This window comes from Myxococcus sp. AM011 (genome assembly GCF_013372595.1).
Lineage (GTDB): Bacteria > Myxococcota > Myxococcia > Myxococcales > Myxococcaceae > Myxococcus > Myxococcus eversor.
The window spans coordinates 12,448-37,929 of sequence record NZ_JABXEM010000003.1 but is presented as its reverse complement, the minus strand read 5'-3'; the positions used below and the strand labels follow the sequence as shown (position 1 = coordinate 37,929).

Below are 25,482 nucleotides of genomic sequence, written 5' to 3'. Positions count from 1 at the left end.
GAGCAAGCTCGAAGGCACGTGGGAGCCCCTGGACATCGAAGCGGGGTGCCTAGCTTTCACGGCATGAGCGAGCCGAAGGGGAAGGCAAAGCAGTTGGTCGAGGTGGCGCCTGGCATCCACCACTGGACCCTGAAGGACAACCGCATTGGCGGCACGCGCAGCGATGCCTACGCGGTGGTGGATGTCGATGGGGCGGTCATCCTCATCGACCCGCTGCCCATCGACGAGGCGAAGCTGCGGGAGCTGGGAGACATCACCGCCATCGTGCTGACGGCGGGAAATCACCAGCGCTCCGCCTGGAGGTTCCGCAAGGCCTTCGGCGCGCCGGTGTGGGCTCCGGAGAATGCCTACGGCCTGGAGGACAAGCCCGACTTCATCTACGTGGCGGGCGACACGCTTCCGGGAGGTCTGCTCCCCTTCCACACGCCGGGCCCCGCCGTGGCCATGTACACGCTGTGGATGCAGAAGCATCCGCGTGGCATCGCCTTCATCTCCGATCTGCTGACCCACGAGGGAGACGGCACGCCGGAGTTCATCCCCAGCGAGTACCAGGACGAGCCCCTTCGCACCCGGCAGAGCGTCCAGCGCATCCTGGACCACCTGGCCGTCGTGGACATCGTCTGCTTCGCGCACGGGGAGCCCATCCTCTCGGATGGCGCGAGCGCGCTGCGGCGTGCATTGCAGGAAGACATGGACACTCCCGCCGCGCCGTCGCCATAGGCATCAGCGTCAGGGTGCATTCCAGAGGGACTTCTCAAGGTCCGTGTTGTCCTCGAGGACTGCCTGGAAATGCGCGAGCTTGTCAGAACTTCGCATGCCCACGCGAATCTCGAAGTGTGGACTCTCCGGGGGACGATAGAGTCGAAGGGCAGCATCGTCCCGCTCAAAGAGCATGCTGTGCCGAGGATAGGGCAGCCGGGTGAACCCCATCTGCCCCAAGAGCTGGGCCACCTTCTCGGCTGTCGTCGGCTGCTGCCCCCGACCGCGCTGGTATCGCGCCTGATGAGGAAAACTCGGCAGATGGATGTTCTCCATCGCCCAGAGGAACAGCAGCTCCCTGAGGCCAACGTAGTCCCTGGACAACTTCGTCTTCCAGGCGTGCTCTCCCAGGGGCATCCGCACCACCTGACAGTCCCCATCCTCGAAGGGAGCTTCCAGGTCGAGCCAGTACGGCATGGGCGTCAGCGGAGAAGAATCGCCGAAGAGATAGAGGAACCTGCGAGGCGGCATTTCCATCGGCATGACCCGATAGAAGTCCGCGACGTCCAAGAGTGGGTCATAGGCCTCGACCGTTGAGAGGAGTGCCCCGCCTCTTGCCCCCAGGAGCTCGGCGAACTGCCGATAGCTGCTTGGGAGTGCTCGTCCGAAAGCTTCTTCGAGTTCATCGAGGAGCGGCCCCGGATACCCCTCGATGTGGTCGCGATACCCCGGGGCGTATCGCTCGAGCAGCGTGAGCAGTTCGTCCATGGCTCAGGCGCATTCCTTGGAGTGGTTGCACAGCATCTCGGGAAGCAGCTTCTGGCAGGTGTCGCACGAGGGGACGGACTCGCCATGGCTGAACTGCTTCTCCACGCTCCGTGCCCCGTTGGCGTCCATGAAGCTGTACGTCACCCCCACTGTCGCATGGGTGATGGGGGAGAAATAGCGCTCAGACATGGCCTTCACCTGATGTCCCGAGGCCCCACCTGCTTGAATGATCTTGGGGGCGGCGCACTCCCATTTGTCCCGTCCCTGGTTCAGCAGTTCCTTCAACTGACTCTCGCTCGCGCTGAAGCTCTCGACCAGCGTGAACGGCGTAGCTGCCACGGCCTCCTGGAACCCAGGTGCCGTTTCGCCCGAACAGGCCGCCAGCATTCGTGGAGCCTGTGGGCATCTGCAGACGCACACACCCAACATGTAGCCCTGGACATATGTTTTGACATTCTTGTCCGGGCGCAACACAGGGTTCATTCCCTTGAGCCGCGCATTGATTGAGTTCATCTGTTGTTCAATCGCCTGGACGTGCTTGCGTTCCTCGGTCCGCTGCGCGGTGAGGCCCTCTTCTCTTGTTTTCAACTCTTCCTGGAGAGCGGAAAGCTGGCTGGTAGTCGCCGCCTTGCCTTCGACAGCGGGGGACTTGAGGTGAGTCAGCAGTTCGTTCCGCCGCAGCTTCTGCGGCTCCAGGTGGGCCAGGGCTTCCTTGAAACGCCTGAGAGAATCCCGCTCCAACGCATTTCGCCTCTCTCTCAGCCGGAGGAATTCGTCGATGAGCGGCCGCTGAGCGTGCAGTCGCTCCATCAACTCCGCGAACACAAGCTCCACATGAGCGACGACTTCAGAGGTCTCGTGCACGCGGTGGTCATCGAGCGGTTTGCCGCACGCCGTGCACTGCGCGTCGTCCCCATACGCCAGCCCTGTTCCACCTGCCGAGATGAACGTGGTGTTGAAGGTGTTCCCGTTGTGAAGCGTGACGTCGAGGTAGCGAACCACTCCGCGACCCTCAACCTTCACGTCGACGCTGCCGCTACCCCACGCCATCTTGCCCTTGAGCTTGGAGGAGATGAGGCCCCCGGCCGTCCCCGGCTCGTCACCGGAGCTGGTGCTCAACTCGGAGTTCGTCAGTGCCACCGGGTGTCCGCTGATGGTTACACTCGTGCTGCCCTTGGAAAGCATGGCGTCCTGCGCCGAGTTGACGAAGGGCGTGGGCACCGGTCCTCCCGGCGTTGGAACCTTGCAGACATCGGGGGCGGCCGACGTGTGCGTATTGCCATCTCCCTTGTGCAGAATCGAACGGCCATTCGCATAGACACGACTCATGGCATCTCCCACATGGTCACCAACACCATGGCGCGTTCCTGCACTGAAGTTCGAATCGTACCGTTACGGGATGACATGGGACGGCGACTGACCTGGTCCTACAGCCTCCCCCAAGGTCAAGAATCAGCCCTCGCGCACCAGCACGTGGCCCTCCTGGACACCGGGAGGGACGAGGTACAACGCCTCGCCCGCCTCCGCGCGGTCCAGCAGCGCGCTCAGTGCCGGCAGGTCCGTGACGGCGATGCGCCGCGTGGGCTCCAGCGACAGTCGACGCTCCATCGCCTCCGCCACGCACACCCCATCGGACAGGTCCGTCTCGTAGACAAACGTCCGCTCGCCGTACTCGTGTCCTCCAGGCACACGCCCCACCAGTCGCAAGGGCCCCAGTCGCGCGTGGACACGAACACTCGGATTGTCCCACTGCGCCACGCCGCGCAGCCGCGTCGCTCGCAGCATGCACAAGGTCAGTGCCTTCACCCAGGCGCCCGCGCCCGTCCCCGGCAGGAAGCTCAGCAGCGACACGCCGATGAACAACCCCGACGTCATCGACGGTGCCGCGTAGTACGCCGCGCCGATGGCCGGCGCCTCGTCCGCGAGCTCCAAGTGCGCGCGCAACTCCGGCTTCAACATCCGCGCGGGACAGCGCAGCAACCCAATCGCTCCCGGCATCAGGTACAGGTCCGACAACACCCAACGCGGCACACCAATCCCTCTGAAGGCGAACTGGTTCAGCGCCAGGTATTGCTTCGCCAACTCCAGATTCCGCTCGGCGGGCAGATACGTCGCCGGCAACCCCAGCGGTGACAGGTCCATCGCCTCCGCGTGCTCCCCCGCCCCCAGCGCCATCAGCGACACGCCCGGATGCGCGGAGAAGAATGCCTCGGCCTGCCTCGCCAGTGCCTCGGTGTCACGCATCGGCTTCGATGTCCTTCGCCACGGCTGACAGCCTCGCCTCGTCCGGAATCCGCACCGCGCCGTCCTCCACCCACGCGCGCGACACGAGGCAGCGAGAAGAACCCCCACCCTTCTCACACAGCTCGCTCATGTCGAGCGACACCACGCCCATCCCCAGCGCCTCCACCCGCGCCTTCACCGCCTCCGGCACCACGGAGGGCGCGAGCAAGTCCCGCCCCACCGGCAACCCGTTGGTGGCATAGCGACGAATCTCGTCCTCCGTCACCGTGAGCAACCGCTCCTCACCGAACCGCTCGAGCAGCCGCGCATGCGACTCCGCGGCGATGACCTCCGGACACACCAACATCCGGTCCACGGCGGGCAACGGCAGCAGCGCCATGTTGCCGTGGAACGCGGGCTCGCGGACCTGCACATGCAACACCTCGCCCGGAATCCAACGCGACGCGGCCTCCAGCCCGTCCAACGTCGTGCGTCCACCCCAGAACAGCAGCGTGGCCCCGTCGAAGTGCGCCACGTCTCCATGGGCCTCCCAGATGCCCACGTCCGGCTCCACCACCTCGAACCCCATGCGCCGCGCCAACGCGGCCCAGTGCTCCTTCTCCGCCTGACGGTGCGCGCTCATCATCCGAGGCAACACGAACCACGGCGCCGCACCCGAGCGCGCCACCACCTGTCCGCACTCCGCCGCGTACGGCATGCCCGTCAGCAACTCCGACGGCGAAGACAGCGCCACCACCGTGCCGCCCCGTGCCTCGATGGCCCGCGCCAACGTCAGCCACTCGCGCCGGGCCTTGCGCGCATCCACCTGCCCCGCCTCGCGACTGCGGAAGTTGTTCCGCCCGCGCAGCGCCCAGCCTCGCCCCGGGGGCGACATGAGGAAGAGTTCCATGACCCTCCGCTTCTACCCTTCCCCCACGGAGGACCGCCACCGCACCCCCGTCCATTGAACGCTGGCGCACGCCTCGTCACATTCGCACTGGCCCTCGACTCGACGCCGGGACAGGCTGCCCCACACGTGGACGAGACGAGCCTCCCTGAACCCGATGCCCTGCGGTCCCTCTTGAAGACCGCCCTGGAACTGCCACCGCTCCAGCCACATGCGGCGCGGTTGGAGCGCCTCGTGGACGACTACGCGCGTGGCGTCGCGAGCAGGGACGCTCCCCTCGGTGTCGCGCTCGTGGGCGCCACCGGCGCGGGAAAGTCCACCCTCCTCAACGCCCTGGCCGGACAGTCCCTCTCCCGCGAGGGCGTGGACCGTCCCACCAGCACCGCCGCCACCGTCTTCGCCCCCGAGGGCGCCGCGGCGGACACCCTCGCGCAGACGGGCGCCCGCGTGGCGCGGTACGTGCCCGGCCCCCAGGCCCTCTGGGGCGGACAGGTGTTCATCGACACCCCCGACCTCAACAGCGTGGCCACCACCCATCGCGACGTCGCTCGCGCCGCGCTGGAGCGCGCGGACGTGGCGCTCGTCGTCATGCATCGGGGCAGCGTGGCCGAGGCCACCCAGGTGGAGTTCCTCGCGGAGTTCGCCCGCCGCCGCGCGCTCGTCTTCATCCTCAACTTCGCGGACGAGCTGTCGCCCGAGTCTCGCGAGACGCTCAAGGCCCAGGTGCGCCGCGTCGCCGCCGAGCAGTTCGGCCTCCCCGCCCAGGACGTGCCCGTCTTCGCCATCAGCGCACTGGCCGCCAAGGAAGGCCGCGACGTGTCCGGCGAGTTCGGCCCGCTCCTCTTCCACCTGCGAGGACTCGCCACCCAGGCCATCGCCGCGCGCGTGCGCCGTGGCAATGCCATGGGCGCGCTCGACGAAGTGTCAGCGCGCGTGAAGGCCGCGCTCGACGAAACGGACGCACTGCTCGCGCGCACCCGCACGGCCCTGGACTCCGGACTGGCGAAGGCGTCCGACGGCTTGCGCGAGGACTTCGACGCGCGGCTCCGACTCGCACACGGCCACCTGGCGGCGGAGGTGCGACGACAGGCGGGAGGACGCTTCTGGGGCCCCGCCGCGTGGGGCCTTCGCTTCTCCGTGTGGGGCGCGAGCGGCCTGGGCGCGGCGGCGCTGGTGGGCCGACGCAGCCTGCCCGCGGGACTCGCGGTGGCGGCGGCCTCCACGGTGGTGGACGCGGTGCGGGGACACACCCGCGCGCGCGCCGCCGAGAGCGCGGTGATTGAGCCCTTCGAGGACGACTTCGGCGTGGAGTCCGCCGCGCGCACGGCGTTGGCGGAAGCCCGCAGCATCGCGCGCGCCGGAGGCCTGGAGCCTTCGCTGCTCGGCGTGCCGGACGTGGAGACGATGTTGGAGGAGGTGCGCGCGGCGCGGGCCGCCGCGTGGCGCTACACGGCGACGACGGGCGTGGCGGAAGCAGTCGCGAGGTGGTGGCGCACCGCGCGCTGGCTGGTGCTGCCACTCATCAACCTGCCGCTGTTCGTGCTGCTGGGTCACGTGGGCTACCGCGTGGTGCGCGCCTACGTGGAGGGCCCCTTGTTGCCGCTGGACTACTTCGTCAACGCGGGAGCCCTCTTCACGCTGCTCGCGGGCGCGGGCGCGATGCTGGCCTCAGCGAGTCTCGCTGGGGCCGCTCGCCGTGCTGGCGCTGGCGGGCGCACGCGCTTCGTCGAGGCCCTGGCCACCCTGGGCGGGCGGCTGGGAGAGGCCGTCGATGATGGCCTTCGCCCCGGGCGGGAGGCCGCGCGGCGCATCCTGGCGCTCCGGTGAGATGGACACCACCGGCTGGCCCGGCGTGTGCGCGCCCTCCGAAGCGGCCATGAGCGTGTCGCGACTGGAGTCACGGCAGATGGGCGCGGCCACGCGCGTCTCGCGCACCGGGTCTCCATAGCCAGCGATGCGCGCGGGCACGGACGGGTTGTTCCAACCCTTGCCCACCTCACGCGCCACCTTGAAGTGCAGGTGCGCGCCGCACGCCCAACCCGTGGAGCCGGAGAAGCCGATGAGCTGCCCCTCCTTCACTGTCTCGCCGGGCTTCACCACCACGGCGTTGAAGTGCAGGTACTGCGTCTCCAGCCCGTCCCCATGCGAGAGGACGACGTAGTTGGCGTAGGGCGCGAACTTCTCGTCACACCCGCCCTTCGTGCTGTCACCCCGCGCCAGCCGCACCACACCTTCACGCGCGGCGACGATGGGCGTGCCTTCCGGCATCCGGAAGTCCCACGCATACGTGTCGTTGTGTTGGTGACTGCCTGTGTCGTGCCCCTGGCTCACGGTGTGGATGCGTCCACACGCGAACGGGACGCCGACCTCGGGCATGTCGCCCAGAGGAGAGGCAATCGAGTTGGTAGCCGCTGGCGCCGTGGCCAGGAGGGAGCCGACAAGGAGAGCGGAGGAAAGGTTCATATCGGGCCGGCGGACAACGGAGACAAGTAGCGGGGGTATTTCCCTGCGCAATTATCTCGCGGTCTCAAGGCCTATCACCAGGGACCCCATGGCCCGTCCGCTCGTCCGTGGGGCCTGGAGCCCTCGCTGTCGAGCGGGCGAATCGCCTTCAGCGAACGGGCCCCTGTCTCCTCGCCCGCTCGCCGGCCCACCGCGAAAGTGCCCAGGCGAGCCTCATCAGGACGGAGTGGCCCTCGTGTCTCACCTGTGCCTCCGAGGGTGGCACCGTGGATCACCCCTGCTCACCAGCGGCCGCCACATAGTGACTGGTCACTCACTAACATCGGCGTTATGCTTCTCCCAGATGGCCGTGAAGAGCGCATCCCCCATTGAAGGGCCACCCCGCCCTCCCCGCCGCACGCAGCAGGAGCGCCGCGAGACGACGCGCCGCAAGCTGTTGGACGCCACCATCGCCACGTTGGTGGACCTGGGACACGCGCGCCTGACGACGGTGGAGGTCGCGAAGCGAGCGGGCGTGTCGCAGGGCGCGCTCTTCACGCACTTCGACACGAAGGAGGAGCTGCTCGCCGCGGCGGTGGAGCACCTCTTCCCGCGCATCATCCAGGACTACCTGGCGGGAGTCGGCGCGAGGCCGTCGAGCAAGGACCGCATCGCCTCCGCGGTGGACATGTTGTGGGCCGCGTACCAGCGGCCGGAGCTTCAAGCCGCCATCGAGCTGTATGTGGCCGCGCGCACGGACACGGGGCTCCAGGTGGCGCTGGCCGCGGTGGATGGGCCCCACCGGGAGAACCTGCACCGGGTGGCGCGTGAGCTGTTCCCCGAGGCGGCGACCGCCTACCCGGAGTTCGACTCCGTGGTGGAGCTGGCGCTGGACGCCGTGCAGGGCGCGGCCGTCGGAGGAAGCGCGAGGCCGGATGACCCGGCCCACCGCCGCATGCTGGATGCCCTCACCCGCTTCATGCGCAGTGCCTTCTCTCCATCCGCGACTCGTCGCCCGCGCCAACGTCACCGCTCCTGAGTCTCACGAAGGAGGTGTCCCATGGACGCCGTACACATTCCCGACCTCATCACTCCCGCCATCCCCGTCTTCATCCTGACGGTGGTGGCCGAGGCGCTGTGGGTGAAGAAGCTGCGCGACGAGGGCCGCGATGTGGCGGGGCACACGTTGAAGGACTCGGCCGCCAGCCTCTCCATGGGCCTGGGCAACGTGTTCATCAACATCGTGTGGAAGGGCGTGGCCTTCGCCGGCTACCTGGCGCTCTACAACCTGACGCCGCTGCGCGTGGGCACGGGCATCCTGGCGTGGGTGGCGCTCTTCTTCGCGGAGGACCTCTGCTACTACTGGTTCCATCGCGTCCACCACGAGAGCCGCTTCTTCTGGGCGTCGCACGTGGTGCACCACTCCAGCCAGCACTACAACCTCACCACGGCGCTGCGGCAGACGTGGACCAACCCCACCGGCTGGATATTCTGGGCGCCGCTGGCGCTGCTCGGCTTCTCCCCGGTGATGATTGTCGTCCAGCAGTCGGTGAGCCTGCTCTACCAGTACTGGATTCACACCGAGGCCATCCACCAGTTGCCGCGTCCGCTGGAGTGGGTGCTCAACACGCCGTCGCACCACCGCGTGCACCACGCGTCCAACCCGCGCTACCTCGACAAGAACTACGCGGGCATCCTCATCATCTGGGACCGGCTGTTCGGCACCTTCGAACCCGAGGGTGAGAAGCCCGTCTACGGCCTGACGAAGAACCTGGCGACGTACAACCCATTTCGCATCGCGTTCCACGAGTTCTTCGCCATCGGCAAGGACGCCATGAAGCCGGGCTCCTTGAAGCAGCGGCTGAGCTACGTCTTCCGCAATCCCGCCTGGAAGCCGGACGAGCGGAGCGCGCCGCCGGGGAGCCCTCCGGCGACGGAGCCGTTGCGCCCCTCCGCCTGAGGTGAAGCCCCGCCAGGGGTGCCCCTGACTCCCTGGGGAGTGAGGGGTGTTGAGCACTGCGCCCTCTCCGGGTGTCGAGTCCTCGCGCCGCACGCGTGTTCGGCTTCCCTCACGCGAGCGGAGGCGCTAAGCCAGCCGCCTGTTTTTTCGCGCGAGCAACCCCAAGGAGGAGGACGAGTCATGACCGAGCGTGAGCTGTGGGAGCGGTACCAGCGGTATCTGAGCGTCGTCCCGTCGCTGGGGTTCTCCCTCGACGTCTCGCGCATGGGCTTCGCCGCGGACTTCCTGGAGCGGATGCAGCCGCGCCTGGAGGAGGCCTTCACCCGGATGGAGGCGCTGGAGAAGGGCGCCATCGCCAACCCGGATGAGAACCGCCGCGTGGGCCACTACTGGCTGCGCGCGCCCGAGCTGGCCCCGGAGCCGGCGCTGGCCAAGGACATCACCGACACCGTGGCCGCCGTGCACGCCTTCGCGCGCGACGTGCACGAGGGGAAGCTGAAGCCGCAGAAGGCATCGCGCTTCACCCACCTGCTCCTGGTGGGCATCGGCGGCTCGGCGCTCGGGCCGCAGTTGGTGGCGGACGCGTTGACGTCGCGGGACGACAAGCTGACCGTGTCCTTCTTCGACAACACGGACCCGGATGGAATGGACCGGGCGCTCGCGCAGCTCGGGGCCCGGCTGGCCGAGACGCTGACGGTGGTCATCAGCAAGTCCGGCGGCACGAAGGAGACGCGCAACGGCATGCTGGAGGCCGAGCGCGCCTATGTGGAGCAGGGGCTCACCTTCAGCAAGCACGCGGTGGCCGTCACGGGCGCGGGCAGTGAGCTGGACGCGCACGCGAAGAAGCAGGGCTGGCTGCGCACCTTCCCGATGTGGGACTGGGTTGGCGGACGCACGTCGGTGATGTCGGCGGTGGGCCTCTTGCCCGCGCGACTCCAGGGCCTGGACATCGACGCGATGCTGGCGGGCGCCCGGGAGATGGACGTGGCGACGCGGCAGCGGGACGCGGTGAAGAACCCGGCGGCGCTGCTCGCGTTGATGTGGTTCCACGCGGGCGACGGCAAGGGCCTGAAGGACATGGTCATCCTGCCGTACAAGGACCGCCTGCTCCTGATGTCGCGCTACCTCCAGCAGCTCGTCATGGAGTCGCTGGGCAAGGAGAAGGACCTGGACGGCAAGGTGGTGAACCAGGGCATCGCCGTCTACGGGAACAAGGGCTCCACGGACCAGCACGCGTACGTGCAGCAGCTCCGCGAGGGCGTGCCGAACTTCTTCGCCACCTTCATCGAGGTGCTGAAGGACCGCGACGGCGAGTCCATGGAGGTGGAGCGCGGAATCACCAGTGGGGACTACCTGCTCGGCTTCCTCCTGGGCACGCGCCGCGCGCTGTTCGAGAAGGGCCGCGAGTCCCTCACCCTCACCGTCCCGGACGTGAGCCCGCGCACGGTGGGCGCGCTGATTGCCCTCTATGAGCGCGCGGTGGGCCTGTACGCGAGCCTCGTGCACATCAACGCGTACCACCAGCCGGGCGTGGAGGCGGGCAAGAAGGCGGCCACGAGCGTGCTGGACATCCAGAAGAAGCTCACGGCGCGGCTCCTGGATGCGCGGGCCTCGGCACGCACGGCCGAGCAGCTCGCCAATGACATCGGCCAGCCCGACGAGGTGGAGACGGTGTTCAAGGTGCTGGAGCACCTGGCCGCCAACCCGGGGCGCGGCGTGCAGCGCTCGGGTGGCGCGAGCCCCTTGGAGGCTCGCTTCCAGGTGAAGTGAGCCTCACCGCGGCCGGGCCCGGCGTGATTCAGCGCCGGGCTCTCGCGTATCGCTTCAGCCCACGCACCAGAGGCGACGTGCCTCCTCGGCGATGAGGTCCGGGTACTCCTCGGGGAAGAAGAGCTTCGCTCGGGGCCGCGCGCGGGTGAAGCGGCTCATCGCGACGCCGCCTCCGTCCCGGCGAGCCCCGCCTTCTCCCTCCGACACAGGTCCGCCACCCAGTCCGAAGCCGCGCGCACACGCGGGCTGCGCTGCAAGTCCTTGTGGAACGTCAGCCACAAGGGCCGCTTCGCCACGACTCCCGCGCCCACCCGCGTCAACCGAGGGTCTCTCCCTCCCGAGAGACACGGCAGCAGCGCGACGCCCAGACTCGCCGCCGCCGCTTCCCGCAGCACCGCGGTGCTGTTGCTCTGGAGCAGTCTCCGCCCGCCCGCCGTCAGGCGCTTCAGCTCCGCGGACTCCTCCCCGGACGTGAGGGCGGTGCGGTAGACGAGCACCGTGTGCTCGCGGAAGTCCCCCGGCCGGGGAGCACCCCGACGACGCAGGTAGCCGCGCGCGGCGTACAAGGCAAAGGCAATCTCGCCGACCTTGCGCACCACCAGCGCATCGCCTTGGGGCGGCGTCAACCGCAGCGCCAGGTCCGCGTCACCGCGCTGGAGGTCCACCACGTCCGTGCCCACCACCAGCTCCAGGTTCAGCCCGGGGTGGCGCGTGTGCAGCTCGCCCAGGTGCGCGGCGAGCAGGGCCTGCGCCAGGTACTCCGTGGCCGCGAGGCGGACAGTGCCCTCCGCCTTCGTCTCTCCGGAGACGGAGTCATGGAGCAACCGGAGCGAGTCCTCCATCTCCCGCGCCCGCGCCACCACCGCCTCGGCCTCCTCGGTGAGACCCAACGTGCGCGAGCCTCGCAGCACCAGCCGCGTGCCCAACGCCTTCTCCAGCGCCGACAGCCGCCGGCCCACAGTGGTCGCATCCACCCGCAGCTCACGGGCCGCCCCGGCGAGCGAGCCCTGGCGTGCCACGGAGAGGAGGTAGCGCAGGTCGTCCCATCGCATATCCATGCCTGCAATGGTGCAGCAAAGCCCTGCATTCCCGCAGCACTTCCGGCGCTATCTCGGAGCCTGGAAGCGGCGGCACTCTTGGCGGCCCCGCGCGAACGACAGGAGAACGCGATGTCCATGTCTCATGCGACGGCGCTGGAGCAAGACACGGTCCCCTCGGTGCGGAGCATCCCCCAGGAGGACAGGTTGACGGCGGCCACCCAGGCTTCGAGCCCGGGCGTCCCCTTCCGACTCAAGGCCCAGGACGGCTACACGCTGTCCGCCACCCTCTTCCCGCACGAAGGCGCGGAGGTCGGCGCGGTGGTGCTCGTCGTGGGCGCCACGGGAGCGAAGCAGCGGTACTACTCGCGCTTCGCGGCCTTCCTCGCGCGCCGGGGCTTTCCCACCGTCACCTTCGACTACCGAGGCATCGGTGGCTCGCGCCCGGACTCCTTCGAGGGCTTCGGCGCGCGCATGGAGGACTGGGGGAGCCAGGACCTCGCGGGCGCCATCGCCACGATGCGCGAGCGCTTCCCGGGCCGCCGCCTGCTGATGGTGGGCCACAGCGTGGGCGGCCAGTTGCTCGGACTGGCGGAGAACGCGCGCGAGGTGTCAGCGCTGCTGAGCGTGGCGACGGGCTCCGGCTACTACAAGCTGTTCCCCCAGCGGCTGCGCATGGCGCTCAACTGGCGCGTGTTCACTCCGGTGTTGATTCGGGCCTTCGGCAAGCTGCCGGGGTGGGCGGGAACGGCGGAGGACCTGCCGGCGGGCGTGGCCGAGCAGTGGGCGCGCTGGTGCCTGTCTCCGAACTACCTGCTCAGCGAGGGCGGTGAGTCGCGCCGCGAGGCCTTCGCGTCGCTGTACCTGCCGCTGCGGGCCTACAGCTTCGCGGATGACCCCATCGCCTCGAAGGCCGCCGTGGAGCAGTTGCTGTCGTTCTACGCGGACGCGCTGGTGGAGCACCGCCGGGTGACGCCCCAGCAGGTGGGCCAGCCCATCGGCCACTTCGGCTTCTTCCGCGAGAGCTTCCGCGACACGCTGTGGGAAGACGCCGTCGAGTGGCTCGCCATCCAGGCGCTCACCCCGCGCCCCGTCAACCCTCGGTAACCGTGTAGGCCATCCATCAGGTCTCTCCCGGACCGCGTCTCCTCCCGGGTGACCTGAAGTAGAACCGGCGCCATGGAACTGGAGCTCAGAGGCAAGGCGGCCCTCGTCACCGGCAGCAGTCGGGGCATCGGACGGGCCACGGTGGCGGCGCTGGCCCGTGAGGGTGCACGGGTGTGTCTCAGCGCGCGGGGCGCGGAGGCCCTGGAGACCGCCGCGAAGGAGCTGCGCGCGGCGGGCGCGGACGTGGCCACCGTCGTCGCGGACGTGGCCACCCAGGCTGGCGCCGTGGCGGCGGTGGATGCGGCGGTGCGCGCGTTCGGCACGCTCGACATCCTGGTGAACAACGTGGGCGGCAGCGGCGGCGCGGGCTCGTTCGACGCGGCCACGGTGGAGCAGTGGAGCGCGGTGATGGACCGCAACCTGATGTCCGCCGTGTGGTGCAGCCAGCGCGCGGTGGAGGTCATGCGCGCGAAGGGCGGTGGCACCATCATCCACATCAACTCCATCTACGGCCGCGAGTACGCCGCCAGCGCGCCCTACACCACGGCGAAGGCGGGCCTCACCGCGCTCACCAAGGAGATGGCGGTGGACCTCGCGCGCCACCGCATCCGCGTCAACGGCGTGGCGCCCGGCTCCATCCTCTTCCCCGGGGGGAGCTGGGACAAACGCCAGAAGGCGGACCCGGACAAGGTCGCGAAGATGGTGAAGGACGAGCTGCCCTGGGGTCGCTTCGGCTCGCCCGAAGAGGTGGCGGACGTGGTGGCCTTCCTCTGCTCGGAGCGCGCCCGCTGGGTGACGGGGGCCACGCTCCCCGTGGACGGCGGACAGGGCCGCGCCTTCTGAACGGCCCCCTGGGTCCGGGCTCCTCCACGGGCTGGCGCCAGCCGGACGCCATGCTATGGAGGGCCCTCCCCTGGGGTCTGATTTGCTGAAGCTCTACAAGAAGGAAGGCGACAGCCTCCGTTTCTGGGAGGTCTGGGTGCATGAGGGCGTGCTCACCACGCACTGGGGCACCGTGGGCGAAGTGGGCGAACAGAAGGACACGCCCCTCCCTCCGGAAGAGGACCCCGACTTCGCCATCGCCGACGCCGCCGGCCCGCTCATCGAACAGGACTACGACGAGCCCGAGCCCGACGCGATGGCCACGCTCATCGTCCAGTACCCCATCGAGGGCAAGGGCACCGGCCACGACGTGGAGAAGCGCGTCGCCGTCGAGGAGCTGCTCACCGACGCGCTCGGCTGGACGGGCAACGGCGAAGTGGAGGGCGGCGAGCTGCGCGACGGCCACCTGCGCGTCCACTGCCAGGTGATGCACGCCGAGGCCGCCGTCCGCACCGTGCTTCAGGCCCTCGACTCCGAGGACCTCGTCGATGACGTCAGCGTGCTCGTGGCCAATGGCGACGAAGAGCCTCGCCTCATCTGGCCCACGACGCCCTGAGCGCCACGTCGCACGAGGGACAGCTCCGGAGCAAAGGAGCCGTCCCCCTTTTCATCGAGAGAGACTTCAGGCCCCCACGGGATGCGCGACGGGCGTGGCCTCCACGCCAGCCGACAGGCGGTGCCAGAGCTGGTGCGAGGTGAGCGCCAGCGTCAGGACGACGACGGGCGCGACAGCCGTGCCCACCGGGTCCCCCATCGCGATGTGCGACACCGCCGCCGCGATGAAGTCGATGACGAAGCCCGCGTAGGCCCACTCGCGCAACGTGCGGGGCACGGGGGCCCACAGCGCGACCACACCCAGCAGTTTGGCGATGCCGAGCATGTTCCGGAAGTAGTCCGGGTAGCCCAGGTGCTCGAACGCCAGGACCATGTTCGGCGCCGCGCTCAGATACAGGAAGGCGGAGACCGAAGCCGACAGTGATACCAGCCCGGTGACAACCCAATACGCGACTTTCAGTTTCATGCTCACGCCTCCAAGGACCCGTATGGGCTGACGAGCAGCCCCCCACCCGAGACGATACGTTTTACAAATCCGCGGTCGCAAGCGGGCCACTCTGACCCGCCCCCTCGCCCTCGACGAACCTGCGGCCATCATTCGCCAGGTCCGGCCTGCGCCCCCTGTCCAACTCGTCCCGGTCCAGCATCCCGTCCTCGTCCTGGTCCAAGCCGATGCGTCGCTCGGAGCCCTTGGGCACCACGGTGTACGTCAGCTCCGAGCCGGGCCGGGCCCCCGCCAGCAGCAGGAACGCGCCCACCTTCTCCGAGGCCCGGTCCGACTGGAACACCCCGCCGCCCAGGTAGGCGAAGCCGCGCGCCTCACCGGAGCGGCGCCCCTTCACCACCAGGCCCACCTTGCCCTGCTCCGCCAGGGACATGAACTGCAACACCCGGGCGAGCTCGGAGGGCGTGGCCGTCGTCAACGTCACCTGCTGGCCCACCGCCGCGTGCGAGTCCTTGCTGTCCGGCCCTGGCGGCAAGAACATGTCCGTGGCCGAACCGCGCGGCAGCTCCGAGCCCGAGAACGACAGCAGCAGCGCGACGAGGTCCGCCACCTCCTGGTCGCTCTCCGGATTGAAGGTCGGCTCGGTGATGAAGCGCGCCAGCGAGTCCACGCTGCCGTCATGGATGAAGGCGAAGCCCGAGAGGCTCTCCTTCTGCGTCAACTCCATGCCCACCTTCTCGTAGACGTTGCGAAGCTGCGGCACCTTGAGCGTGACGTTGGTGCTGCCGTCGGTGGAGACAAGCGCGTGGTGCGACTCGCCCATGGCGCCCTTCGGCATGGGCATCCACATGGCGCCGGTCCACTGCATGTCGACGGCGAGGCCCGACGGGAAGGTGTGGCACGTGTTGCACGCGAAGAGGCCCTGCGCGAGCAGGCGCGGCGGACGGAATATCGCCATGCCCCGCGTCGCGTCGCCATTGGGCAGCGGCTGGCCCGCGGGCGCGAAGCGGCCCGTCGTGTAATGGCCCGGCAGCGGCAGGTTCCGGGGCAGCGAGTTGTCCAGGTTGCGGAACGGGTTGGGCGGGAAGGTGAGCGTCGCGAGGAACGAGCGCAGCTCCTTCATCTCCCGCGTCGTGAGCTGGGCATCGTCGCCCTGGAGTCCCTCGAAGGCGGGGTTGAACTCCTCCAGGCTCGCGCGGTCTCCGCGCCAGTGCAGCGGCTCCTTGCCGATGATGTCCTGGAGTGTCTGCGTCGTCATGGGCCCCTTCATCGGGTGCCACGCCTCGAAGGGCGGCAGCGGCAGGCCCATGCCCAGGTTCTGCCCGGCCAGTGACTTCACCGTGCCCGTCGGGTCGCCCAAGTCCCACGCCAGCCGGTCCATGCGCCCGTCGATGTGGCACGACGCGCAGGCCACGTGGCCCAGGCCCGACGTCTTGTGCGTGTCGTAGAGGTGCTTGCGGCCCGCCTTGAGGGACTCGGGCGTCGGGTCGAAGAACGCCACCCGCGACAGCTCCTTGAGGCGGTCTGTGCTCAGCACGGAGATGCTCGCGCCGAAGCGGTTGAGCACGTAGAGCCTGTCACGCGAGTCGTCGAAGACGATGCCCGTGGGCCCCTCGCCCACCTCCGCCTGTGCCAGCCGCGCGCCGCCCAGGCCCACCGCCACCACGTTGTTGGAGCCCATGCCCGTCACGAAGGCCCGCGTGCCGCGCGAGTTCCAGGCGATGCCGCGCGGGTCTCCCACCGACAGGTTCCGCACGGACTGGGGCACCGTGGGCGTGGCGTAGTTGAGGTGCGGGTTGAGGTCATGCACCGAGGATGACGAAGGCCGGCGCGGGTCCACCACTGCCATCAACACGCGCAGGAAGCGCCCGTTGACGTTCGGCTCGAAGCGCACCTCGTTGCGCGCGTCGGTGCCCACCACGGTGACGGAGCCGGAGGGATGCACGGCCAGCGCCATGTTCGCGTTCATCAGCCGCGTGGCGTAGCTGACGTCGAGCGACGCCGTGTCGATGATGGCCAAATCGCGGTCCGGCAGGTCCCAGCCCCTGAGGCGACCGGAGGCGGCGGCGTTCGACCCGCTCACCAGGTTCGTCCAGTCCGCGAGGTTGTCGTCCAGCCACTGGCCGCGCGCCGTCTTGCGCACGATGAGGCCCACGGGAGGAGGCGGCGGGTTGGCGGGATTGAGCGCGGGGAAGAAGGAGGAGCCCGCGTTGGGCGGCGGGTTGATACCGCCATAGGGGCCGCGCGTGTCGCTCACGGCGTTGGGCGGATAGGCGTCCGGAATCAGCGAACCACCACCGAGGATGGTGCTGCCGTTGCCGGACTCGAAGATAGCCGCGTAGACGTAGCGGCCGTCGGGGCTCACCGCGAGCGAGCGCGGGTCCTCGCCCTTCAGGGTGATGCGCTGGGGCGTCGCGTCGGGACGGCGCGGGTCCACCACCAGCACGCGGTTGACCTGGGAGCAGGTGATGAAGGCCCGCTCCGGGCGTCCCGCGAAGACGACGTCCGCGGGCTCGTCATCCGTATGGATGGTGGCCGTCACGGTGCCGCGTCTCAGGTCGACGATGCTCACGCTGTCGGAGATGTGGTTCACCACCCACGCCTCGGAGTTGCCGCGAGCCCGCACCGACACGGGGTCCAGGCCCACGGGGATGGAGGCCACCAGCTCCAGCCCCCGTCGCGACGTCACGTCGAACACCATCAGCCGGTTGTCGGCGGTGTTCACCGCCAGCAGCAAATTGCCGTCAGGAGTCAGGTCCAGCGGGTGGACATGAGGGTCCTCCCAGTTCACGAATGATTCACCGGCTTGAGACATCCGGGGGAGCAGGAGCGAGGTGAAGCACAGCAGCAAGACCGCGCGTCGGACGACACCCATATCGGCGACCTCCACGTCAGGAAGAAGCGGTGCTTCTCACTGTCTTGCATGTATCAACGCCGCGGATGCAACTCCTTGCGTGTAAAAAATCCAATTCCTACATCTACCCCTGCGGGGTGCTTCCTCTCGGGAATCAAAGATTCGAGCGGCCTGGAAAACGACTCGGAGCGTCACACACCCCAAGCAAAGGCAGACACACAAGTCCCTTTACCCACGCCAAAGCGGACAGAACCGCGACACCCAAAAATGCGAGCGCCACGCAAGAAACCGCCCGCATGGCGTTGCAGGTACCGCGCTCCGCCGAGACAGGATTTTTCTGTCTCAAGGCGTCGCGACCTGTGCCCAGGAAGAACGGAGCCTCTTCCCTGGGCACAACCTCACGATGGGGCTGGCCCGCGCTGAAGCACGGCCAGGAGAGCGCCCGGACGCCGAGCGCGGTTCACTCCGCGTGTTCAGCGAGTCAGGTTGATGGTCTGCACGTCATCCTTGAGGTTCACGGTCCGCATCCCCAAAGAGCGATCACCGATTCTCTGGTTCCACGAACAGGAATCGAAGCTGGCCGCTGGCGCGAAGATGCTGAAGTCGGAGCCAGTCCAGAAAGCGCCGTCAGCGGCTTCAGCGAAGTAGTAGGCCAACCGATAACCTGTGTTGAGGACGTACACCGACTGGTTGAGGTCGAACGACCACCAGCCCCGCGTCCCCCAATCTCCCCGTCCAGCACAGGTGGCTGGGGAGTGGAACGAGATGCAGAGGCGGATTCGAGGCCCGTAGCTGTTGCGGAAGTGCAGCTGCAGCGCAACGCCCTGCGCGCTCGCCTCCAAGGGGGCGGGGTAGATGACCTGCCGCGATGGGGCGAGTCCCGGAGACTCGTTCACGAGGTTGAGTTCGGCGAGTTCGCTTCCTCGGGGGTGATGAAGCGCACCCTCGTGCGAGGTCGGAGCACCGAACGCATTGAGCAGCTCGGGCGCGGGGACGCCGCCGCTCATGGCCCACCCAGCCTCCGCTGCCTTCGTGGTGAGGAGGTTGCCCGCGCCCATGCCCAGCAGCGCGCCCGCGCGAAGAAACCTTCGTCGATTCATCGACGCCTTATCGGATTGGCTCACAACGGTCCTTTCTCGGTTCGAACGGCGCCCACCTCAATGGCTTACATCATGGAGAGCCGTCAAACAGGACCCCACACCGCGACAGGGCTTTGCCCATAACCAGACAAGTCCCGATGCCACACCTCACCAGGCGAAGGCCTGGCTCGCCCCTTCTCAAACATATACACCCACAACAGAAGCCAGTCGGGAGCGCAGGACTCAGGCCCAAGGGCCTGGGATGGACGTGCCGTCGGGCCTGGGGCGGAACACCCGGGACGGGGCAGTGCGATGGAAGGAATCACCGTCAGCGCTCCCACCACAAGCGCGACGAGCAGCAGGCGCTGAGTCGTGGAGCTTGCTTCCCCATCGAGACGCTCCTCAAGCTGCGCTACATCAAGAGCGCGCTCAACACACTGAGTCCCATCTCCGACTCAGGGGTGGTGCGGAAGCATCCGGAGCTGGCCGACTGGCTTCAACTCCGGAGTCGCCTGCCCTGACATCAGCGGTAGCGATCACGCCCACGTCAGGGAAGCGTCACGGCGTTCCACATGCGGGCATGCCCGGGAACACGGCGTAGCTCCGGGTACACCCCACATCTCGCACGGCGATGGCGCGAGCCCGGGCGTCGTAGGTCTCCAGCGCCGTGGACAGCTCGTTGACGAGCGCCGTCCTCAGCGCGAGCGTCTGGCTGTTCGGCCCTGATGCGACACCTCGCGCCGTGGCGAACTCGAGCAGGGCGTCGAACACCTCGCCCAGCGTCGCCGTGGTGGTCTGCTCGCGCGCCGGCAGCGCGGAGAAGACGACGCCCGTCTCCCAGACGTGACGCAGCACATGCATCGTCTGGACGCACTCGGCGTTGGACATGTCGATGGTGAAGGTCCGCTGCGGCCCGAGCGGCCCGTAGCTCGACGACGCATCCGTGCAGACGTGATGCGAGATTCGGTCCGCCAGGGCGTGCAGAAAGATGCCCGCGCGGGCCTCGAACGCATACGTGCCGATGTACGCATCGAAACCGGTGGACAAGGTGCCCGCCCCCACGTCCATCACCTGCGGCCCCGTCGTGGAGTTGATGGGCACCGCGACGGGCCCCACCGCCGCCACGCTGCCCGAGATGGCCCCCGGCTCACCGGAGAACGCATAGCAGCCAGTGCCAAGCGCATAGCCCCCGTTGGCGATGGGCGTCGTCAGGCCACCCGTGCAGCCTCGCCCGGCGCCCTGCCCCTGGAGCACCCACGCGCGCAGATTGGTGAGCAGCACCTCGTCCACGTCCGTCGTGTCCGGATGCAGTCCGTCCACCGTGGCATCCGGGTGCATCGCCCCACCGTTGCGCGGGGTGACGAAGTGGAACAACACGCCACCCTGGTTGAAGTTGCCCCGATTCACACCGGAGATGGACTTCGTGGTGCGCGCCACGCTGTCCGGCACCGCGCCGCCATTCAGCGTCCGAGGCGTGAACGTCGACAGGTCCGTCGCCTGGTCATAGGCGGCAATCCAGTACGCACTGATGGAATCGAAGCCCACCGCCTGCGCCAACAGAAAGGTGGCGTCCGCGTGGATGAGGCTGCGCGCCCCATTCGACTGGCTCTTCGCGGTCGCCGCCGCATTCAACGCCGCGGTCTTGCACGCCATGGAGGCGTCACCCGGCGCGCACCCCGCAGGAAGCGGCTGACAGTTGAGCGGAGCACCGCCCGACGTCGCGTAACAGAGGTCCTCGCCGAAGCCGAAGCTCACGGAGGAGAACAACAAGGAAGCCAGCAGGAGGGGTCTTTTCATGCCTCCAGGAACCCACTCCCGAAATCCTGGTTGCGGGGCTTCTCGCTGACTTCGAGCGCGTCAGTGTCCGGAGTCCACGGTGGACGCGCCATCGGGCCTGGGGCGGAACACTCGGAACAACAGCGCGATGGATGGAATCACCGTCACGGCACCCACCGCGAGCGCGATGAGCAACAGGCGCTGCGTCGCGGGCCCCGACGCCGCGCCTTGCAGCGTCACGTCCGGCACCACCAGATAGGGATACTGGGACGCCGCCCACCCGAGGACGATGAGCCCGGCCTGGAACGCCGCCGCCAGCCGTGCCCACTGGAAATGGCGCTTCCACAACAGGGCGAACGCCGTCACCGCCGCCACTCCTGTCGCCCCATGCAGCGCCAGCGCGAAGGGCGAGCGCGACAACCCCTCCCACACCCGAGGCGCCCCCTCGCGCGCGAGCAACAAGACAACGAGCGCCGCCACGAACACGGCCACTCCCGCGCCGAGCGCGCGCTTCCGGAAGTCCTCACGCAGCTCCGCTCCAGACGCCTCGTGCGTGAGGAACACCGCCGCCAGGAAGGCGAAGAGCGCCAGCGCCAGCACGCCCACCGCCCAGGCGAAGGGCGACAGCCACGACGCGAAGAAGCCGCTCACCACCACCCTGCCCTCCACGCGGATGGAGCCGCTCGCCACCGCGCCCACGCACATGCCCAACAGCAGCGGCGCGACGATGCTCGCCCCGCTGAACACGAGGCCCCACTGTCGCTGCGCGGCGTCTCCCCGCATGTCGTAGGTGCGGAAGGTGAAGGCCGCGCCCCGGAAGACGATGCCCAGCAGCAGCAACGTCAGCGGCACATGCAGCGCCACGCTGAGCGTCGCGAAGGCGCGAGGAAACCCCGCGAACAACAGCACCACGCCCAGGATGAGCCAGATGTGATTCACCTCCCACACCGGGCCCATGGCGCGGGCGATGAGCGCCCGCTGCTCCGCCTTGCGCGGACCGAAGGCCAGGAGGTCCCACACCCCGCCGCCGAAGTCCGCGCCACCAAACAGCGCGTAGAGCACGAACGACCCCGCCAGCACGAAGCCCAGCACCGCCTCAGTGGACATGCGCCTCGCCTCCCTTCGCGTCAGGCCCCTTCGGCTCGCGGTCCGGCAGCGTGTCCGCCACCTGCCGCTTCAACAGCGCCACCACCACCACGCCCAGGAACAGATACACGACGGTGAACGTCCAGAACGGCGCGGCCAGGTGAGGCACCGGCGTCACCGCGTCCGCCGTGCGCATCACCCCCCGGACAATCCACGGCTGCCGTCCCCACTCGGTGACGAGCCACCCCGCCTCCAACGCCACCAGCCCGAGCGGCCCCGACACCAGCCACGCCCACATCATCTTCCGCCCCGATGGCCACGCCTTCCCGCGCCACCGGTACCCGAGCGTCACCAGCGCCAGCAAGGCCATCGCGCTGCCCGTGCCCACCATCACCTGGAAGGCCATGTGCACCTTCGCCACCGGCGGCCACGTGTCGCGAGGGAACTCGTTGAGTCCCTTTACCTCCGCGTCCGGGTCGCCAAACGCGAGGATGGACAGGCCGTTGGGGATGTCCAACGCATGCGAGACAGTCCTCGTCTCCACGTCGGGAAACCCACCCACCCGCAAGGGCGCGCCGCGCTCCGTCTCGAACTGCCCCTCCATCGCCGCCAGCTTCACCGGCTGCGCCTTCGCCACGTGCTTGGCGGACAGGTCTCCGACGACGGGCTGGAGCAGCGCGGTGACACACGCGAGCGGCAGCGCCACCGACAGCGCCTTGCGATGGAAGGCCGAGCCCGGATGGCGCAGGAGCACGAAGGCGTGGATGCCCGCCATCGCGAACGCGCTCGCCTGATAGCAGGAGAGCAGCACGTGCGACGTCTGGGTGAGCCAGCCCGGGCTGAACATCGCCTTCAGCGGTTCGATATCCGTGGGCCCATGCGGCGTGGCCACGAAGCCCGACGGGTCATTCATGAACACGTTGACCAGCGTGACGAAGAACGCGCTGGCCGCGCCGCTCACCGCCACCATGACACCGGAGAACAGGTGCAGCCCCGGCGACACCCGCTCGCGGCCGTACAGATAGATGCCCAGGAAGATGGCCTCGGTGAAGAACGCCACGCCCTCCAGGCTGAAGGGCAGGCCAATCACCTCGCCGTACTGGCCCATGAACTCCGGCCACAGCAGGCCCAGCTCGAACGACAACACCGTGCCGCTCACCGCGCCCACCGCGAAGAGGATGGCCGTCCCCTTCGCCAGCTTCTGGCTCAACTTCCGGTAGTCGGAGTCTCGCGTGCGCCGCGCCTTCCAGTCACTCAGCACCATGAGCACTGGCAACGCCACGCCCGCCGCCGCGAACACGATGTGGAACGCGAGCGACAGGCCCATCTGCGCCCGCGCATAGAGCAGGTCCGTCATGGACATCAGAATGCATTATGTCCATTTGCTTCGCATTAAGAGATTCTACTCCTCCAGCAAAGCGGGGCTCGGGGCCTGACGGGCGGGCACGAGCGACTTCACGGAGTTCTTCGCCACGGCGGTGGCCAGCGTGGTGGCGAAGATGAGGACGAGCTTGCGGCCCAGCTCGGCGCCCACGGGGCGTTGGTCCGCGCTGGAGGCCAGCCGGTCCGGATGCTCCCACGCCCGCTGGAGCGCCTTGCGTCGCTTCTTGCGCAGCACCTCTCCGCGGTGGCGGGAGCGGTAGATGGCCAGGCCCACGCCCGCGCCCACCAGCACCATGGCCACGGCGCCCGCGGCCACCAGCGCGCCGGAGTGCTGCTTCGCCTGATAGCGGACATCGAGGATGCGCCCGCGCCGCCGGTCCAGCTCCTCCAGCGTCAACAGGAGCTCATCCCGGATGCGGTCCGCCGTCTGCTCCACCTGCTTGCGGTCATCCATGCCCCGGGTGATGCGGTGGTCGACGTGACGGTGACGCTCCGCCAGTTCGTTGCCCCCTCGGCCGTTGCCGTTCATTGCAGCGTCTCCCGTGTGAGCTGGTAGTCGAGCTTCAGGCGCTCCTGCGTGTGCGTCAGCGGCTTCTTGGGCACCCGCTTGCTTCCCAGGAAGAGCATCCCGCCGGCGATGGCGAGCAGCACCACGCCCACCAGCAGCACGCCGAGGGCCGCGCCCAGGGGCAGGGCCAGGCCCAGCGCCACGAAGAGCACCGCCAGCGACGTGAGGGCCAGCACCGCGCCCGCGCCGATGAGGATGCCCGCGGTGCGCGCGGCCTTCAGCTCGTCGCGAAGCTCCTTCTTGGCGTGCAGCACCTCGGCTCGCACCAACAGGCGTGTCTCCGCCAGGGCATGCCGGATGAGCTCCGTCGTGGAGAGCGACTCCAGTTGGCTCCGTTCCAGGCGTTCCGATTCGAGGTCCACGACTCACGTCTCCCGCGCTCTGAGGAGGGGGACTCCCGGGTGCGCGCCCGTCCGCTCGGCCGGCACCTGGCCCCGCTCCTCCGGACAAGGTGGGCAGGGCGAACGAGCGCGCAAAGCCCACCTGGAAGTGCAGGACCGGCCCGCCTGGTCGGCTGCCTGGGGAGACTCGCGAGGGGCTAGCGGCGGCGCTGGTGCGCCAGGGCCGTGGCCAGCGTCTCGCGCACCTGGTGGGCCCGGAACAGCCGGTCCGCGGTGTCCACCAGGTTGTCCATGTACAGCACCTGCTTACGCAGTCGCGCGGGGAGCGCGCGCGTGCCCAGGTGCGCGCCCAGCAACGCGCCCGTCAGCGCCGCCGCGACGTCCGCTTCTCCGCCGCAGCGCAGCACCAGCGCCACGGCCTCGCGGAAATCGTGGGGCACCTTCAGCGCGGCGTACAGCGACGTGAGCAGCACGGGCACCACGTGCGAGGGCAGCCCGTCCACGCCCTTCAGCTCGCTGGGGGGCACGCCCACCTTGCGAAGCTGCGACAGCGCGCGCGCGGTGTCCCACGTCAGGAGCCGGGGCAGGTGCCGCAGCTCCTCGGCCAGCCCCTTGTCGTGCACGGCGGCCGTCAGCGACACCTGCTCGCAGAAGGCCGCGGGCGTCAGCGGCTCCTCCTCCATGCCCAGCGCGGCGGCCTGCGCGAAGGCGGCGGCGGCGGCGGCGCAGACCGGGTCCTTGTGGGTGATGACGGTGAGCACGCCCGCGTCATGCGGCAGGCGCGCGCGCTGACCGCTCTCCAGGAGGCCCACCACCAGCGAGCGGCTGAGCACCGACGGGCAGCGAGTCCCCAGGGGCGCGCCCGCGCTCATCCACGGCGTGCCGCTGGCGAGCCGCTGGAGCGACTCCGCGAGGCTGCGAGGCGGCTGGAGGATGATGCCCTCCTGCCACAGCCACGCCAGGTGCGCCGCCGCGCTGCGCCCGTCCACGCGGCCCTCGCGGATGACGCTCTCCGCCGCCGCGAGCAAGAGTTGCGTGTCGTCGCTGAACTGGCCCTTGGCGAACTTCCCTCTCGGCCGGGGCGCGAAGTCCTCGGCGAGCCCTGGCAGCCGCGCGAGGCTCGCGGGAGGAATGCCGCGCAGCGGAAAGCCGAGCGCATCACCTATGGCGAGCCCCACGAACGCCGCTTGGAACCTGTCCTGGCGCTCGGAGGGAGTCAGCGGCATGGATTCGAGGAGATTAACCGAGGCTCAGGGCTGGACGGACAGGGAGAAGCGCGCGAATCGCGTGAAACGCGCGCGGCTTCCGACGAAATGACACGCGTGGGGACTTGACTCGCGGAGGAGGACGGCACCCGCGTGTTTCACGCGAACGACTTCCGCTCCGTACACCACGACGCCCGCCGTCATCACCGTCCACCCTCCTTGCCTCGTGCCCCCCGAGTCGTCACACGCGGGGGTGGGCTGACTATCGCAACCAGCACGCGCGCGGCAAGCCCGAGCACCAGCATGCATTCGCGCACCTGCACGCGTGTCCAACTCCGGAAGCTTCAGCGCGTCCGCTCACACGGAGCGCATGGCGCACGAGGACCGCGCAGGTG

The 25,482-nt window shown here is 68.9% G+C and carries 22 protein-coding genes and 1 pseudogene; 8 read left to right on the top strand and 15 right to left on the bottom strand.

Annotation, left to right across the window (positions count from 1 at the left end):
- Window positions 1–63: 63 nt before the first annotated feature.
- On the top strand, window positions 64–720 hold the full coding sequence (locus HUW62_RS01330; protein ID WP_176433318.1) for an MBL fold metallo-hydrolase: 657 nt from the start codon (window positions 64–66) through the stop codon (window positions 718–720).
- A gap of 9 nt (window positions 721–729) precedes the next feature.
- Here HUW62_RS01330 and HUW62_RS01325 read toward each other — a convergent pair whose 3' ends face one another.
- The 4 genes from HUW62_RS01325 to HUW62_RS01310 form a co-directional block, all read right to left on the bottom strand.
- Entirely contained in the window at window positions 730–1,467 is a 738-nt protein-coding gene (locus HUW62_RS01325; protein ID WP_176433317.1) for an SMI1/KNR4 family protein, read from the bottom strand.
- Between the two features lie 3 nt (window positions 1,468–1,470).
- Window positions 1,471–2,796 (bottom strand): DUF4150 domain-containing protein, encoded by a 1,326-nt coding sequence (locus tag HUW62_RS01320; RefSeq protein WP_176433316.1) that lies wholly within the window; start codon window positions 2,794–2,796, stop codon window positions 1,471–1,473.
- A 123-nt stretch (window positions 2,797–2,919) separates the two neighbouring features.
- Complete coding sequence (locus tag HUW62_RS01315; protein ID WP_176433315.1) at window positions 2,920–3,711, bottom strand: hypothetical protein; 792 nt, start codon at window positions 3,709–3,711, stop codon at window positions 2,920–2,922.
- Window positions 3,704–4,600 (bottom strand): dimethylarginine dimethylaminohydrolase family protein, encoded by an 897-nt coding sequence (locus tag HUW62_RS01310; RefSeq protein ID WP_176433314.1) that lies wholly within the window; start codon window positions 4,598–4,600, stop codon window positions 3,704–3,706. Before HUW62_RS01310 ends, HUW62_RS01315 begins: the two co-directional genes overlap by 8 nt.
- A gap of 126 nt (window positions 4,601–4,726) precedes the next feature.
- Here HUW62_RS01310 and HUW62_RS01305 point away from each other — a divergent pair, with 126 nt between their 5' ends.
- Window positions 4,727–6,424, top strand: a complete 1,698-nt coding sequence (locus tag HUW62_RS01305) for a GTPase (RefSeq protein WP_176433313.1) — start codon at window positions 4,727–4,729, stop codon at window positions 6,422–6,424.
- 183 nt (window positions 6,425–6,607) lie between these two features.
- On the opposite strand, the pseudogene HUW62_RS48400 reads toward HUW62_RS01305, so the two are convergent.
- Window positions 6,608–6,973, bottom strand: a pseudogene (locus HUW62_RS48400) (M23 family metallopeptidase); the annotation flags it as partial.
- A 430-nt stretch (window positions 6,974–7,403) separates the two neighbouring features.
- Here HUW62_RS48400 and HUW62_RS01295 point away from each other — a divergent pair.
- From HUW62_RS01295 to HUW62_RS01285, 3 genes are all read left to right on the top strand, one after another.
- Window positions 7,404–8,078 (top strand): TetR/AcrR family transcriptional regulator, encoded by a 675-nt coding sequence (locus HUW62_RS01295; protein WP_163864311.1) that lies wholly within the window; start codon window positions 7,404–7,406, stop codon window positions 8,076–8,078.
- Window positions 8,079–8,099: 21 nt separating this feature from the next.
- On the top strand, window positions 8,100–8,999 hold the full coding sequence (locus HUW62_RS01290) for a sterol desaturase family protein (RefSeq protein ID WP_176433312.1): 900 nt from the start codon (window positions 8,100–8,102) through the stop codon (window positions 8,997–8,999).
- A gap of 180 nt (window positions 9,000–9,179) precedes the next feature.
- Window positions 9,180–10,769, top strand: a complete 1,590-nt coding sequence (locus HUW62_RS01285; RefSeq protein ID WP_163864313.1) for a glucose-6-phosphate isomerase — start codon at window positions 9,180–9,182, stop codon at window positions 10,767–10,769.
- A gap of 155 nt (window positions 10,770–10,924) precedes the next feature.
- Here HUW62_RS01285 and HUW62_RS01280 read toward each other — a convergent pair whose 3' ends face one another.
- Entirely contained in the window at window positions 10,925–11,821 is an 897-nt protein-coding gene (locus HUW62_RS01280) for a LysR family transcriptional regulator (protein WP_163864314.1), read from the bottom strand.
- Window positions 11,822–11,938: 117 nt separating this feature from the next.
- Here HUW62_RS01280 and HUW62_RS01275 point away from each other — a divergent pair, with 117 nt between their 5' ends.
- The 3 genes from HUW62_RS01275 (at window position 11,939) to HUW62_RS01265 (ending at window position 14,351) form a co-directional block, all read left to right on the top strand.
- Window positions 11,939–12,913: an alpha/beta fold hydrolase gene (locus HUW62_RS01275; protein WP_176433311.1), complete on the top strand. Its 975-nt coding sequence runs from the start codon at window positions 11,939–11,941 to the stop codon at window positions 12,911–12,913.
- Between the two features lie 72 nt (window positions 12,914–12,985).
- Complete coding sequence (locus tag HUW62_RS01270) at window positions 12,986–13,756, top strand: SDR family NAD(P)-dependent oxidoreductase (protein ID WP_176433310.1); 771 nt, start codon at window positions 12,986–12,988, stop codon at window positions 13,754–13,756.
- Window positions 13,757–13,811: 55 nt separating this feature from the next.
- Window positions 13,812–14,351, top strand: a complete 540-nt coding sequence (locus tag HUW62_RS01265; RefSeq protein WP_163864317.1) for a hypothetical protein — start codon at window positions 13,812–13,814, stop codon at window positions 14,349–14,351.
- A 66-nt stretch (window positions 14,352–14,417) separates the two neighbouring features.
- Here the strand turns inward: HUW62_RS01265 and HUW62_RS01260 are convergent, their stop codons facing one another.
- The 9 genes from HUW62_RS01260 to HUW62_RS01220 form a co-directional block, all read right to left on the bottom strand.
- Window positions 14,418–14,816, bottom strand: coding sequence for a DoxX family protein (locus HUW62_RS01260; RefSeq protein WP_176433309.1), 399 nt, complete (start codon window positions 14,814–14,816; stop codon window positions 14,418–14,420).
- A 61-nt stretch (window positions 14,817–14,877) separates the two neighbouring features.
- Window positions 14,878–17,670, bottom strand: a complete 2,793-nt coding sequence (locus HUW62_RS01255) for a beta-propeller fold lactonase family protein (RefSeq protein ID WP_163864319.1) — start codon at window positions 17,668–17,670, stop codon at window positions 14,878–14,880.
- Between the two features lie 452 nt (window positions 17,671–18,122).
- The gene (locus tag HUW62_RS01250) at window positions 18,123–18,749 is read right to left on the bottom strand and encodes a DUF1036 domain-containing protein (protein ID WP_163864320.1); all 627 of its coding nucleotides are present in this window, start codon (window positions 18,747–18,749) and stop codon (window positions 18,123–18,125) included.
- 537 nt (window positions 18,750–19,286) lie between these two features.
- A complete protein-coding gene (locus HUW62_RS01245; protein ID WP_176433308.1) occupies window positions 19,287–20,525 on the bottom strand; it encodes a hypothetical protein in 1,239 nt (412 codons plus the stop codon).
- Window positions 20,526–20,585: 60 nt separating this feature from the next.
- Window positions 20,586–21,611 (bottom strand): cytochrome d ubiquinol oxidase subunit II, encoded by a 1,026-nt coding sequence (locus tag HUW62_RS01240; protein WP_176433307.1) that lies wholly within the window; start codon window positions 21,609–21,611, stop codon window positions 20,586–20,588.
- Complete coding sequence (locus tag HUW62_RS01235; protein ID WP_303626812.1) at window positions 21,601–22,947, bottom strand: cytochrome ubiquinol oxidase subunit I; 1,347 nt, start codon at window positions 22,945–22,947, stop codon at window positions 21,601–21,603. Before HUW62_RS01235 ends, HUW62_RS01240 begins: the two co-directional genes overlap by 11 nt.
- 45 nt (window positions 22,948–22,992) lie before the next feature.
- Window positions 22,993–23,502, bottom strand: coding sequence for a hypothetical protein (locus tag HUW62_RS01230; protein ID WP_163864324.1), 510 nt, complete (start codon window positions 23,500–23,502; stop codon window positions 22,993–22,995).
- Entirely contained in the window at window positions 23,499–23,903 is a 405-nt protein-coding gene (locus tag HUW62_RS01225; protein ID WP_163864325.1) for a phage holin family protein, read from the bottom strand. Before HUW62_RS01225 ends, HUW62_RS01230 begins: the two co-directional genes overlap by 4 nt.
- 176 nt (window positions 23,904–24,079) lie before the next feature.
- Complete coding sequence (locus HUW62_RS01220) at window positions 24,080–25,108, bottom strand: ADP-ribosylglycohydrolase family protein (protein ID WP_163864326.1); 1,029 nt, start codon at window positions 25,106–25,108, stop codon at window positions 24,080–24,082.
- Window positions 25,109–25,482 lie beyond the last annotated feature (374 nt).